The organism is Wolbachia endosymbiont (group A) of Portevinia maculata (assembly GCF_964028525.1).
In the GTDB taxonomy this organism is placed as follows: Bacteria; Pseudomonadota; Alphaproteobacteria; order Rickettsiales; family Anaplasmataceae; genus Wolbachia.
This window is the reverse complement of sequence record NZ_OZ034786.1, coordinates 26,051-39,026: the sequence shown is the minus strand read 5'-3', so window position 1 is coordinate 39,026 and position 12,976 is coordinate 26,051. Positions and strand designations below refer to the sequence as shown.

Here is a 12,976-nt window from a genome sequence, read left to right as displayed (position 1 = left end):
GATTATTTAACTCTCCTTTTGTAGAGGGTTTTAAGTTTAGCCAATAAATATTTTCATTGATACTTTTACTATTATAGTTAATTGTATTGATACTAATGAAGTAGTGGTATGTTTAAAAGTATTTTCACATTTAGTTTTTTTACGGCTATTTCAAGGATCTCAGGGTTAATAAGAGATGTATTGATTGCTACGGTTATTGGTGCAAACTCTCTTGCAGACATATTTTTTTCTTCGTTTCGTTTTGCCAATCTATTTCGCGCATTTTTTGCAGAGGGAGCATTTACCACGTCCTTTATACCGTTATATTCAATAGAATCACACGATGATAAAAAGGCATTTAATTTTGCAAGTAGTGTAATATCCATTACGTTTATTATCTTAGTAATTTTTTGCCTTATCATGCAAACTTTCTCCCCTTATATGATTCAAATTTTTGCTCCTGGATTTGACCAAAGTAAGTTTACCCTTACTGTTACTTTATCAAGAATTATGATGCCCTACATAATCTTTGTTTCAATTGCATCACTTATTGGTGGAATGCTGCAAGTAAAGCAGCATTTTGCTTCAACAGCTATTGCACCAATCGTTTTGAATCTCTGTTTAATCATCAGTTTGTTTGTGCCTTACATAAAAACTCCAGCGCACAACCTTTCTATAGCTGTCCTTATAGGAGGAATTTTCCAGCTACTTTTGATACTATTTAGTGCATACAAGTTAAAGGCAGCTTTTTCTTTTAGCCTTGAATTAAGCAATGAAGTAAGGTTGTTTTTTAAGCGTGTGATACCTGCAATTATCAACAATTGTGTAACTCAAATAAGTGTATGGATTGACACAATCATGGCGAGTTTTATACCAAATGCGGTGTCCTATATATATTATGCCGATAGACTAAATCAACTACCGCAGGGAATAATCGGTACTGCAATCGGTACAGTGCTTCTTCCTTTAATTTCAAAACAGGTAAATAATACTGAAAATATAGTCAAAATACAGAACAAGGCTCTCAACATAGGATTAATGTTAATTATGCCAACAACTGCTGCCTTTATTATTATTCCCGACATAATTTTACTTACGCTTTTTTCTTACGGCCGGTTTGATCATTATGCAGTGCAGCAAACTGCTCCCACGTTAATAGCATTTTCTCTTTCTTTACCTGCATTTATTATAAATAAAGTATTGCTACCCACGTTTTTTGCTAAAGGCAATCTAAAAATACCAACTATGTTCTCACTAATGTGCCTTGGAATTAATGTAGTGCTAAACCTTTTGTTAATGAACGAGTATCAGCACACGGGGATTGCTATCGCTACTTCCGTTTCCACTTGGATAAACTCCATTCTATTAATTAGTTATTTAACAATAAATAAAATATATAAGGTTAGCCAAGCGTTATTGTTAAATATCATGAAAATTTTTGTAGCAACGGTAGTCATGTCAATAGCCCTTTATATTTTTAATTCTTTGTTGGCAGGATTATTTTTTGATAAAATATTGGCTCGTATTGTTTATTTAACGACTTTAATAGCTTTGAGTGTTATTGTTTATTTTGGTATTCTCTATTTAATGTTTAGAGGAAATTTGAATAATTTGAAATATGTATAAACTAGATCTTTTGCTAAAGGAACAGCAAACGGTGTCATCCCAGTGCTTGACACTGGGATCCAGATATAAAAATATTTGCAAATTATGCAATAGACAACAGATTCTAGGAGCATACGCTGAAATAATGCCCATGATGAAAATAAGATGGATCCCAGTGTCAAGCACTGGGATGACAGGAGTGGGTGCTGGGATGACAAAGATAGACATTGAGATGACAAAGGTAGGAAATAGAGTAACTCCATTGCAATTAAGAGGCATATTATGAAGCTCTCAATATACGCCATATTATCAATCTCGCTGCTATTAATTCTCATGCACGTTGCTGCAACTTTTAAGGATTGGAGTGGCTACAGGAAATATATCATAAAAGAGTTGGAGAGAACGTATGATGCTAAAGTGCATATTGGAGGGAAAGTTGAAGTTTCACTCATTACTCCAAAGCTCACTATTCATAATGTATATATACAATACAACGAAAATAAAGAGCAAAAGCTATCAGATTTAATTAGTGTAAGAAAAATTGAAATAAGGCCATCGTTCCTATCGTTGCTTTTATTCTCGTTGCAACCAAAGTCAATCACATTGTTTGGCATGAAAAGCAATAAAGAAAATTTAATTAATATTATAAATACAAAAGCCAGTGGTAACACAGTCGATATAGTAATAAAAGACAGCCAAGTAAGTTTTAAGAATGATTTCGCTAATTATAGCAGCATTGTTAATATAAAGGAAGTTGCTGTAAAAAAAAATAGGCAATTCTCCGGTAAAGTAAAGGTAGGTGATAATAATTACGATTTTTCAGGAAAGGTTGATATCACAAAAAAGAATGTACACATTAGTGTTGAATCAAATTTTGTAAATTTGCTATTTACAGGTAATAGAAATCAAGAAGAACTCCAGGGTAATTTAACATTAACAATTAATAACAGTTCCGGTTCTGTGGGTGATTTAGCAAAAATCATTAATCTTAGCTTTCTCTCTTGTGTTATTCCTAGCGAAAATATCAAGATATCATCCAATATAAGTCTTAATGAAAGTGAGTTTACGGCAACTGACTTAAAAATTGATTCCAAAAGCATGCAAGCCAGCGGTACAATACAAAATGATAGAAAAAGCGATCACACTAATTTCAATATTAGCTTCAGTAAAGTTGACTTAGATTCCATACAAGACAATTCACAAAAAACAACGAATATAAAAGACCTTCTGGAATGTTTTAGAGCAGTTGTGCCAAAGAACTTGAGCTTAAATTTTAATATGGAAGCTTCTAACATTCAATATCAAAACAAAATATTGGACAATTTCCGTGCTGTACTAAAATCCACTGATGGCAAAGTAAAAGTTAATACGCTTCTTAAATTTCCTGGAATCAATAATATATCTTACTTATCAGGAGAGATCTCAAACAATAATGTCCTATCTGAATTCAACGGTGATTTGTTAGTAGAAGGAAATGATTTTGAGTCATTCATTTCATGTTTTTTTCCTTCTATAAAGATGAAAGAAAACCAGAAAAATCAATTTACACTAAGTTCTAAACTGCACCTTGCACCAAGAATATTATCTATCTCAGACATTAGACTGCTAAATAATAAGGAATCCTTGCAAGGGTCAATTAGAGTAAGCCACACAAAAAAACGCAGTGTGGTTGATGGTAAATTTAGCATGCATAATCTTGATGCAGATAAATATGATCATTCATTATTTAGCAGTTTATCTAAAATGCAACGGCTGAAAAATTTTCAGTATGATGCAAATATAAAGGCCAGTGTTAATAACCTTACATTGAATGATACGAAAATTAAAAATTTGGATTTTTTGCTGAAAATGGAAAAAGGTAAGCTAGTTGCAGATAAAATAAAACTATCTGGAGAAGATTTCGATATTACCGGTAATGCAAAAATATTAGTAGATCAAAAATACGCCAAACCTTTATTAGATGTGAACCTTACGGGCAATAAATTTAATGGAAATATCTTTAAATTACCAAATTTAGTAGAGGTAAAAAGAAATTCAAGAAATGAGATAGATCAAATTCAATGGTCAACAAAGCAGCTTGATTTTTTGGATGACAAAGAAGGCTTTGATGCAAATGTGCAAATCAATACTGCAGAATTTAAAACCGAGCAGAATGTTTTGAAAGATTTTAATTTGGATGCGGTAATGAGAAACAACGTTATCACTATCAGGCAGGCAAGTTACGTATTAGAACACGGGCAAGTGTTTTTTCAGGGTTATTTAAGATCAGACTCAATGAATACAAGATTTTCTATTGTAAATTTGGACACTAAAAAGATTGGTAAGGTTATAGGAATTGACAATGTAAATGGTCAGATAAGCTTAAGTGGTGCAATCAAAACTCAAGGAAAAAGTTTTCATGATTGGGCTAATAGCTTATCAGGAGATGTAAACTTACAAGCGCAGGGAATAGAAGTTACTAATGTAGATTTCAATTCATTTATCGCTAATTTGTTAAGCAGTAAGAATAAGTCTGAAATTTCCACATTTGCTTATGTTGATATATATAATGGCAGTACATTTTTTGAAAATATTAGCGGAAAAGCAAGTATTAAGAGTGGTATATGTTCAACTAGTTTACAATTCGGGATTGATCAAGCATCAGGGTCGATCTCTTCTAATTTAACCTTATCTAACTTCGCTTTAGCTTCTATATTCAGGTTCTTTTTCATACCACCAAACTATAGTAATCCAATCTATATCGATATGCATTTGGATGGCCCTATTTGGCATCCTAAGATGAGTTTTGATGTAGACCAAATCTTCATCGCTCTGGTTGGCAAGAGGAATAGTTAATTTACTAACATCTGTTTATAAGAGTCATATGTGCTTGACACCTGGTTAATATTAGGTTAATATATTGATATGAGCGTTAAGTTGTAGGTAAAAAAAAATGTTTAGTATGTTTTCGAATCTTTTTGGCAAAAATTCTAATAATTCAAGTGTTATTGGAAGTGATGTAGAAGTTAGCCCTATAAAAGAAACAGTGACTCCTGTAGATATTGATGAGGGTTTTGAAGAGATTGATCTTGCAGAAATTGATGAGAAAGAATTTTTTGAATGTGCAGCAACACAAGAAGAACTAAATTCGTTGCTTGAATCTGAATCACAAGGTAAAACTATTTCTTATGCCCTTAAGCCATTGCTTTATACTGCAAAATATGGAGCTAAAGCGCTATCAGCAACAACGGTAGTTGTATCGTACGCCTTAAATGGGGCTTCATATGGTATAGCTGGTATATCTTATATTCCTCATGGTGCATCAAAAGTGCTTAAAAAATGCAAAGGAGAAGATAAAAACACAGTAGGGTATAAAATTACCACTTCTTCTCAGAACTTACTAGATTTTACGTCAGGTGCTATATATACTGTGTCATATGTACCATATGGTGCTGGAGTAGTTTTAAATGGAGTGTCTGGTATAGCGAATCAATTAGATTCCTCTTTATCTCCTAAAAAAATAGAGCAGATCTGCACTAAATCAGATTTGTTTGTAGACAACTTATCCAGTAAATTAAAGGGAATAAAAATAGAGAATTTTTCACAAGCTCTAGCGGTAGCTTGTTAGGCGTGTACGGTTTAGGAGACAATAAACTCATCTGAACGGATATCTTCAAGCATATCTGTTCAATGGTGCGGTAGAAAATGGTTGCGCAGACAAAGTTGCTATAGCTAGTGCAACCCTACGTCACACCGCCGCGGCGCTAACATGTAGCAGAATGACGAACCCTCGGTAAACCCAAAACTATAGGATAAAATAGACTAAATATGGTGTAATTTGGCTGATTTTTTTAATATTTTACAAAGTACAAAGCAAAAACTTAAACTCTTTTAAGTTGTCTTTTAGCCGCACAACTGAACGGATCAAACTTAACCTAACTCATCACCACCTGGCAGTGGTGGCAAGCCAAATGCTTCCCTTTTTTCATTGAGTGTCATAAAGCTTGCGTTTTCTACGTATTTCCACAACTTTTGCCTCTTTTCCATGAGAATTTCTATTGCATCTTTGTCGTACGACAAGCACAGATCCTCGCCAAATTTTGGTGTTAGCCAAGAATTCAGGTGACAGATAATATTTTCTAGCGTTGGTAAAACCGTCTGTTCCCAGAGGGATAAGCGTGCTTCGACTAAATTGCTATAAGTGTTATCACCTGGTATGCCAAGCAACTGCGGTGGGACGCCAAAAGCCAGGGCAATATCACGAGCTGAACTGTGTTTGGACTCAATAAAATCCATATCCCTTGGTGATAAGCTCATTTCCTTCCACTCCAAGCCTCCTTCAAGCAATATCGGTCTTCCAGCATTGACAGAACCTGAATAATGATCATTTATTTGCTCTTTTAAGCGTTGGTACTGCTCTTGACTTAAACTTCCACCACTCCCGTCCTTCGCTGATTTCACAACTATTGCACCACTTGGTCTTGCCCCATTTTGCAACATCGCTTGATTCCAAGCACCCGCCTGATTATGCTGATCTATACTGTATGCAGCTGCCTCAATTGGTGATAATCCATACCAATCATTCAAAGGGTTAAAGGTCTTTAGGTGCAACACTGCTGAACATCCGGTTAGTTTATCAACTTTAAAGTCATAACCGTTGTTATTTATGGTATAACGATAGATATAAGGAACGTTATTTCTCCCTGGAACAATTTCAACCCTATCAGGGCGCAGAAGATAAAGCTCTGTTGGTGGTTTTCTATTGTTCTGCGACTCAACCATCAATATATAAGAATTGCCGTTAACTAACCGATAAGTTACAATCCCCTCAATAAATTCCGATTTTGATGTCATTGGATTAGGAGAATAAAGTAATTTCAGTAATGGATGGGCTTTTAGTTGCGATTTTCCCTGTTCAGTAAGCTGGCAGAGAGTAAAAGGTACCGAAGATGCAGCACTTGCAATCATATTAATTGCTCGAAAGGCAATAACATTTTTTATGTAACCTTCCTCAGCAAAACTTACATAATCACGCTTACTCCAACTTGGTTCCATCATTAGCTGCAAAGCAGAATATTCACTGCTTTTCTTTCTTTGAAAAATGTTGAAATTCATATGTGCCTCCTAAAAAATTGAATTTGTGGTAGAATTATATCAATTGGTGTCACAGGAAGGATATACTAACGTACGAACATTATGTTTGAGAGCAATCTCTACACAGTAGTTAAATGGCAGGCACAATAAGGGGTAGCAAAAAGAATGAGCTTTTTTTTTGAGCTGAGCGAAGCCACCTAAGGTAGAAAATGAATCAGGAAGGAGTAAAAATATATTTAATGTTTATATGATGTACTTACTTATAAATATCTTTTCTGTGTCCTATCTCTGTGATAACCACTTCATATTTTATAATATTTACGGAATAGATAACGCGATAATCACCTACCCTTAATCTTCTTTGTCCTTTAAATCTGTAATATAATGGCTCACCAAGGTTAATGGGATCAATTGTAAGGCGCTTATTTATCGCATTTATGATCCTTAATCTTATTGTTTTTGGAAGAGCTGGAAGGTCTTTCTCAAGAACGCTTTCTATGAAGATAATATTGTATTCCAGTCTACATCCTCACTTCTAATTTTCTTTACACCTGAAACATTACGTTTAGCAGCACGCTCAATTAGTATTTTATCTTCCTCATTTTCAATTGCTTCTTGTATTAGCTTCTCTGTTAGTTCTTTAATGGACTTATTTCTTATTTTAGCTAGTCCAGCAAGACACTCTGAAATTTCGTTGTTGAAAGTTATGCTAAATTTTGAGTTTGCCATATATTTTACCTAAAATCTACTAATAATTATACAACATTTTTCTGAATTTTTCAATAAAAAAAGTTGCCTATACGTAAAGAGGACCTGTGTTGACAAACAATTAAACATTTGTCATGTACTATGTTTGTTAAGGAGAAATAGCACAGAAGTTAGTATTAAGTATATTAGGAATAAGAAAGGCTGCGCTCAGTGTCACACACTGGAATGACAAGAAGAGGGCACTTGGATGACAGGAAAAGAATGCATTGCTATACTAAAAAGAAAAGAAATTGAACATGACAGAATGGCTAATATCTAATCAGCTTATTGATTATAACTGTGCCGTAAAATCTATGGAAGAAAAAATTCAACAAATTTACAATAATTCAGCAGACGAATTGGTATGGCTACTCCAGCACCCTCCACTTTATACTGCAGGAATCAGTGCAACAGATGATGATATTGTTGAAAAACTATTTCCTATATATAAAACAGGAAGGGGTGGTAAACACACATATCATGGTCCAGGACAGCGCATCATATATTTAATGTTAAACCTTAAAAAAAGAAATAAATGTGACATAAAGCTATATATTAGAGACCTAAGTAAGTGGATAATAAATGTTTTAAAGCAATTTAATATACTTGGAGAATTTAAAGAGGATAGAATAGGTGTTTGGGTGAATAACAATGGAGTAGAAAAAAAAATTGCAGCTTTTGGTATTCGCTTAAGAAAATGGGTAACTTATCATGGCATAGCGCTTAACGTCTTTCCAGATCTCTCTCACTATAAGGGTATTATTCCTTGTGGACTGCAAGGTTATGGCGTCACATCAATGGAAGAACTAGGAGTGAAAGTTCCACTCTCTGAATTGGATGATATACTAAAAAAAGAGTTTTATAAGATATTTTAATGATCATTTACCTTTTATATTTTATTTTCACTTTATGTGCTAACACAGGTATTCATGCAATCGACCGAGTTGATATTATTGCTCCTTCTTCCAAGGGAAAAGAATCAGATCTGACTACTATAAAAGAATATGTAGAAGCTTCGGATTTTAATCCCCATATTTCGGAAAAAATATATAGTAATGACAATCCATTTTATTCCAACTCTGATGAATTCAGAGCAAATGATTTGGTTAGTGCACTAACTAATGATAGTAAAATAATTTGGTGTATCAGAGGAGGAGAAGGGGCTTCTCGGTTAATTCCCTATCTAGAAAAGTTACCCAATGATAAAAAAGAAAGGATTGCTCAAAACAAAAAAATCCTCATAGGCTATAGCGATATAACTGCCTTGCACATCTATCTACAAGCTAAATATGATTGGCAAACTCTTCACGGCACCATGTTGGAAATGATAGTAAATAGCTCCGTTTCTGAAAGCTCTGTTGAAAAATTGAAAGAGTTAATTCTTAACAAGCGGGATTCTATCAGATTTGATAACCTAAAGATGATAAACAATGGCATTAGACTAAAAGATGGCAGATTAGAGTCTAAAGTCATCGGTGGTAATATGACTTTAGTTGAAAATAGTATAGGAACCGCTTGGCAAATAAATGCGAAAGGTAAAATTCTATTTTTAGAGGACATAAGAGTTTACCCATACGCAATAGAGCGCAGTTTAGATCACCTAAAACAAGCTCACATTTTTGATGGAGTGCATGCAGTAATCTTTGGGGATTTCGTTAACTGTTATAATGATAATCTTGTTGAAGTTGTAAAAGAAAGGCTTGCAAAAAGTGTTAACTTTCCTGTATTTACAATGAAAGGGGTAGGCCATGGACATACAAATGACCCTTTACCTCTTAACACTCACGCTATTATTAGCGTTCAAGACGAAAAAGAAGGTTTGTTTTTTATGGATGTGCAGAATGTTAGCTAATCTTATAGCTAATGCGAGCTCTACGTCATGCCGCCACGGTATCTCTTAGCCGCTAACACGTACTTAACCGTCATACCGCGATTCATTCGCGGTATCTCTAGATCCCGCTAACACGTACTTAACCGTCATACTGCCGCGGCGCTAACAACTGTACGAACGTTGTAGTTTGGGCCATCAGTGGGGTGTCATCCATAAGTGTTGAAAGTGCTATAAGTGGCATTATATAAGGTGGTTAACGGCATAAATTTCAATGGTAATAAAATAAATTAAAAAAGCGCCTTTTTGCCTGTGGTTAGAAGGTTTAAGCGAATTTTCGACGTGGTTTATCTGCTTTCCCAACAACGAAGGTTGATATCAAGAGGAGATTTACATACCATTAATCACCTTGTGTGATTGCACTTTCAACACTTATGGGTGTCATCCCAGTGCCCAGACACTGGGATCCAGCTTCTATGCAACTTAATTAAAAACGTTTGTTTTAGCGTAAGACAACTACCTTTAGCTCATCAGCTCAGTTATAAGCAAAATTTCTGGATCCCAGTGTCTGGGCACTGGGATGACACCATTTGCTGTGCAATTTACCTTCAAAAACGAATGTTCGTACAGCTATGAGTGAGATCAAAGAATTGCAGAATTAAGTGTGAATGGTTACAGAGTAATTTCAAAGTGCATTTGCAGTTGGACTGGCTGAATGGATATACTTAATGAAAGTCCCATTTCACGGTGTTCAAATCTACTCCTTCTTGTACCATCTCCCAAAGTGGGCTCATTTCTCTCAGTCGGCCAATATTTTTAGCAACAAGATCTGCTGCGTACAAAACTTCTTCTTTAGTTGTAAATCGGCCTAGGCCAAATCTAATTGATGAATGCTCAAGGTCGTGGCCATTATTTAGCGACCGTATGACATAGGAAGGCTCAAGAGACGCAGACGTGCACGCAGAACCAGAACTTACTGCTAAATCCTTGATTGCCATGATGAGAGACTCACCCTCAACATAGGGAAAGCTCAAGTTTAGGTTGCCAGGAATTCTATTTTCATAATCACCATTTAAAACGATATCAGGAAATGCTTCTTTTATCTTATTGTACAAAATATCTCTCAGTCCTTCCAATTTGCTTGCTTCTGTTTCCATTTCTTCTTTAGCGATACGTGCCGCTTCACCAAAACCAACTGCAAGAGGTGTTGGAACTGTTCCAGAACGCATACCTCTTTCTTGTCCACCACCACTAATCAATGGTATCAGCCTAACACGAGGATTCTTTCTACGGACATATAATGCGCCTATTCCCATAGGTCCATAAATTTTGTGGCTAGAGAGACTCATAAGATCAATGCACATCTCATTAACATCAATTGGAACTTTTCCAAAGCTTTGAGCTGCATCTGTATGGAAAAATATATTATGCTTTCTGCATATTTTACCAATCTCCTTTACAGGCTGAATTACTCCGATTTCATTATTTACCATCATCACTGAAACCAGGATTGTTTTATCAGTAATTGCTTCCTCAAGCTTTGATAAATCTATAATTCCGTTTTGCTTAACAGGCAAATATGTAACTTTAAAGCCTTCATTTTCCAGATGCCGACAAGAATCCAGAACACACTTATGCTCCGTGCAGACAGTTATTATATGATTTCCTTTATTTTTGTAAAAGTGAGCAATGCCCTTGATTGCTGTATTATTTGACTCAGTTGCACCTGAGGTAAAGATAATTTCTTTGCTATCTGCGTTCACCAGATCAGCGATGTGTTTCCTTGCTTTTTCCACTGCTTCTTCAGCAGTCCAACCAAATGAATGGCTGCGAGAGTGTGCATTACTGAACTCACCAAAATAAGGTATCATTACCTCCAAAACACGGGGATCCACTTTAGTAGTAGATTGATAATCAAGAAATATTGGTAATTTTATTTTAGTATCATGTATTTTCTTACTTTCAATATTCATAAAGCTACCACAGGGACAAAATTTACAACTATTTAATAGCACTAAAACTTAATTTTTTCAAGGTATAATCTTGCATCAACAAACATTGTCACCAAAGGGATGTGTGTATGACGCTGGTTCACTCTGTGATGGTGTCATTCCAGCGCCCCTATGATGTCATCCGAGTAGCTCCTTTTTTTGTCATCCGAGTAGCTGACACTGGTTCACTCTATAATAGTATCATCCGAGTAGCCCCTTCTTGTATCTTGAAAAAAGCATCTAGTGTTTTAAGCTTAAACATTAGATGGAGAAGGGAAAATTTTGTCAATAATCTTAGATATAAAATCTGTGGTAAAGTCAAGAATCCCTCCTCAAAAGTAGAGGCTGGACGGTATCGTAGAAAGACCTAAATGGTTCTAATTCTGTATTCACAAGGTTAGCCTTACTTTTCATTTTTAATGGTAACGTATGGGGTTATATATGATCAACAACTTTTTGGGCATAGATATATCAAAAGATCGCTTTGATGTTTTTCTCTCATTTATAAGCAAAAAAGGAAAGCGTGAAACTAGAAAAAGAAGCTTTAAGAACGATGGTTTCAAAGTCTACTGAATTTTCTACACAAACATAATGTAGAAAAAGTAAAAACCTGCATGGAATCTACTGGTTGTTATAGCGAAGCACTGGCTGAATTTCTACACAATGCTGGACATTTTGTAAGTGTTGTAAATCCTTATTGCATAAAATCTTATGCAAGGAGTAAGCTGATACGACAAAAGAATGATCAGACCGATGCAGAAGTTATTGCTGATTATTGCCAAAGACAGGAACCTTCTAGTTGGACACCACCTTCTCCTGAAATGAAAAAATTAAAACATCTTTATCGTTGCTCAGTTGCGTTAAAAGATGAGTTAACATTAGTAAATAACCACTTAGAAAAAAAAGAGAGACTGCCTAAAGAAGTTGCAAATGCTTGGGAAGACCTTGCAATGAATATAGCTCAAAAAATAGAAACAATAAAAAACTCCGTACGTGAACTATTAAATCAACACAAAGAATTGTTGGAAAATTTTCAACTTCTATTGACTATTCCAGGCATAGGAGAAGAATCAGCAATAGCTATTTTAGCTGAAGTTTCTGATATAGAGGTTTTTAGAGATGCCAGGCAATTGGCAGCATATACAGGAGTTATACCACGAAATATGACGTCAGGTTCCTCTGTATATGCCAAACCCAGATTAAGTAAATCCGGTTCACAAACATTACGTAAGGCACTTTTCTTTCCTGCCATAGTAGCTAAGAATCACAATCCTATCATTATGAGCTTTTGCCAAAGATTAAAGGAAAAGGGTAAGCATAATATGGCCATCGTTGGTGCTGCAATGCGTAAGCTACTCCATATCATTTTCGGTATTCTGACATCCAAAAGTGCTTTTGATCCTAACCATATCAAAAACTACAGGGCTAGGAGGTTGACTGAAGGTTTAGTACTTTAAAATCAAAAATGCTTCCTATCTATCTTATGTAAAGTGGTATCTTACACAAATTTATTGAATGTTGTTGGTTAGTGGATATGTTGATAAGTAAACTTCATCTGTTTTGTGCGTATAAAACTAATTTACTTATCAACATATCCACTAACTATAATCTGTGTACTGTTACACAATTGGAAGTATTTTTTGATTTTATGATGCAACTTGGGAAATTTTTATAATTTTTTTGTTGACTAACAAGACGGTATCTCCTGTCATTCTAGTGCTCCTTTTTTTGTCATCCGAGTAGCCCCTTTTTT

Annotated in this window: 12 protein-coding genes and 1 pseudogene; 9 read left to right on the top strand and 4 right to left on the bottom strand. The window is 35.0% G+C overall.

Translation table 11 applies throughout. The features are described 5' to 3' along the window. The first annotated feature begins 108 nt into the window (after window positions 1–108). The 4 genes from murJ (at window position 109) to ABWU36_RS00160 (ending at window position 5,191) form a co-directional block, all read left to right on the top strand. Window positions 109–1,605 carry a murein biosynthesis integral membrane protein MurJ gene (gene murJ, locus ABWU36_RS00175; RefSeq protein ID WP_253309642.1) on the top strand — a complete coding sequence of 499 codons (1,497 nt, stop codon included), beginning with the start codon at window positions 109–111 and terminating at the stop codon, window positions 1,603–1,605. After that, on the top strand, window positions 1,598–1,870 hold the full coding sequence (locus ABWU36_RS00170) for a hypothetical protein (RefSeq protein ID WP_253309641.1): 273 nt from the start codon (window positions 1,598–1,600) through the stop codon (window positions 1,868–1,870). The genes murJ and ABWU36_RS00170 overlap by 8 nt, the downstream gene beginning before the upstream one ends. Beyond that, on the top strand, window positions 1,867–4,419 hold the full coding sequence (locus ABWU36_RS00165) for an AsmA-like C-terminal region-containing protein (protein WP_353272851.1): 2,553 nt from the start codon (window positions 1,867–1,869) through the stop codon (window positions 4,417–4,419). The genes ABWU36_RS00170 and ABWU36_RS00165 overlap by 4 nt, the downstream gene beginning before the upstream one ends. A gap of 97 nt (window positions 4,420–4,516) precedes the next feature. Continuing rightward, window positions 4,517–5,191, top strand: coding sequence for a hypothetical protein (locus ABWU36_RS00160; RefSeq protein WP_265044955.1), 675 nt, complete (start codon window positions 4,517–4,519; stop codon window positions 5,189–5,191). 302 nt (window positions 5,192–5,493) lie between these two features. Here the strand turns inward: ABWU36_RS00160 and ABWU36_RS00155 are convergent, their stop codons facing one another. The 3 genes from ABWU36_RS00155 to ABWU36_RS00145 all read right to left on the bottom strand — a co-directional run bounded on the left by ABWU36_RS00155 (window position 5,494) and on the right by ABWU36_RS00145 (window position 7,386). Beyond that, window positions 5,494–6,678, bottom strand: coding sequence for a phage portal protein (locus ABWU36_RS00155; RefSeq protein WP_353272850.1), 1,185 nt, complete (start codon window positions 6,676–6,678; stop codon window positions 5,494–5,496). Window positions 6,679–6,913: 235 nt separating this feature from the next. Continuing rightward, a complete protein-coding gene (locus ABWU36_RS00150; RefSeq protein WP_264688493.1) occupies window positions 6,914–7,156 on the bottom strand; it encodes a type II toxin-antitoxin system RelE family toxin in 243 nt (80 codons plus the stop codon). After that, the gene (locus tag ABWU36_RS00145) at window positions 7,153–7,386 is read right to left on the bottom strand and encodes a DUF6290 family protein (protein WP_010081986.1); all 234 of its coding nucleotides are present in this window, start codon (window positions 7,384–7,386) and stop codon (window positions 7,153–7,155) included. The genes ABWU36_RS00150 and ABWU36_RS00145 overlap by 4 nt, the downstream gene beginning before the upstream one ends. Before the next feature lie 275 nt (window positions 7,387–7,661). Between ABWU36_RS00145 and lipB the strand changes: the two genes are divergently transcribed. The 3 genes from lipB (at window position 7,662) to ABWU36_RS00130 (ending at window position 9,868) form a co-directional block, all read left to right on the top strand. Next, window positions 7,662–8,279: a lipoyl(octanoyl) transferase LipB gene (gene lipB, locus ABWU36_RS00140; RefSeq protein WP_253309637.1), complete on the top strand. Its 618-nt coding sequence runs from the start codon at window positions 7,662–7,664 to the stop codon at window positions 8,277–8,279. After that, entirely contained in the window at window positions 8,279–9,256 is a 978-nt protein-coding gene (locus ABWU36_RS00135; protein WP_253309636.1) for an LD-carboxypeptidase, read from the top strand. Before lipB ends, ABWU36_RS00135 begins: the two co-directional genes overlap by 1 nt. A gap of 414 nt (window positions 9,257–9,670) precedes the next feature. Next, window positions 9,671–9,868: a hypothetical protein gene (locus ABWU36_RS00130; protein ID WP_341814129.1), complete on the top strand. Its 198-nt coding sequence runs from the start codon at window positions 9,671–9,673 to the stop codon at window positions 9,866–9,868. Window positions 9,869–9,957: 89 nt separating this feature from the next. Here the strand turns inward: ABWU36_RS00130 and ABWU36_RS00125 are convergent, their stop codons facing one another. Then, window positions 9,958–11,205, bottom strand: coding sequence for an IscS subfamily cysteine desulfurase (locus tag ABWU36_RS00125; protein WP_353272849.1), 1,248 nt, complete (start codon window positions 11,203–11,205; stop codon window positions 9,958–9,960). Between the two features lie 107 nt (window positions 11,206–11,312). On the opposite strand from ABWU36_RS00125, the gene ABWU36_RS00120 reads away from it, so the two are divergent. Next, window positions 11,313–11,594, top strand: a complete 282-nt coding sequence (locus ABWU36_RS00120; RefSeq protein WP_341814130.1) for a hypothetical protein — start codon at window positions 11,313–11,315, stop codon at window positions 11,592–11,594. 70 nt (window positions 11,595–11,664) lie between these two features. Further along, a pseudogene (locus ABWU36_RS00115) lies at window positions 11,665–12,680 on the top strand (IS110 family transposase). Window positions 12,681–12,976: the final 296 nt, after the last annotated feature.

Bases quoted from the DNA above. Each gene is read 5' to 3' on its own strand.
- ABWU36_RS00155 (WP_353272850.1), bottom strand. From the start codon at position 6,678: ATGAATTTCAACATTTTTCAAAGAAAGAAAAGCAGTGAATATTCTGCT.
- murJ (WP_253309642.1), top strand. From the start codon at position 109: ATGTTTAAAAGTATTTTCACATTTAGTTTTTTTACGGCTATTTCAAGG.
- ABWU36_RS00135 (WP_253309636.1), top strand. From the start codon at position 8,279: ATGATCATTTACCTTTTATATTTTATTTTCACTTTATGTGCTAACACA.
- ABWU36_RS00145 (WP_010081986.1), bottom strand. From the start codon at position 7,386: ATGGCAAACTCAAAATTTAGCATAACTTTCAACAACGAAATTTCAGAG.
- ABWU36_RS00125 (WP_353272849.1), bottom strand. From the start codon at position 11,205: ATGAATATTGAAAGTAAGAAAATACATGATACTAAAATAAAATTACCA.
- ABWU36_RS00160 (WP_265044955.1), top strand. From the start codon at position 4,517: ATGTTTAGTATGTTTTCGAATCTTTTTGGCAAAAATTCTAATAATTCA.
- ABWU36_RS00170 (WP_253309641.1), top strand. From the start codon at position 1,598: ATGTATAAACTAGATCTTTTGCTAAAGGAACAGCAAACGGTGTCATCC.
- ABWU36_RS00165 (WP_353272851.1), top strand. From the start codon at position 1,867: ATGAAGCTCTCAATATACGCCATATTATCAATCTCGCTGCTATTAATT.
- ABWU36_RS00120 (WP_341814130.1), top strand. From the start codon at position 11,313: ATGACGCTGGTTCACTCTGTGATGGTGTCATTCCAGCGCCCCTATGAT.
- lipB (WP_253309637.1), top strand. From the start codon at position 7,662: ATGACAGAATGGCTAATATCTAATCAGCTTATTGATTATAACTGTGCC.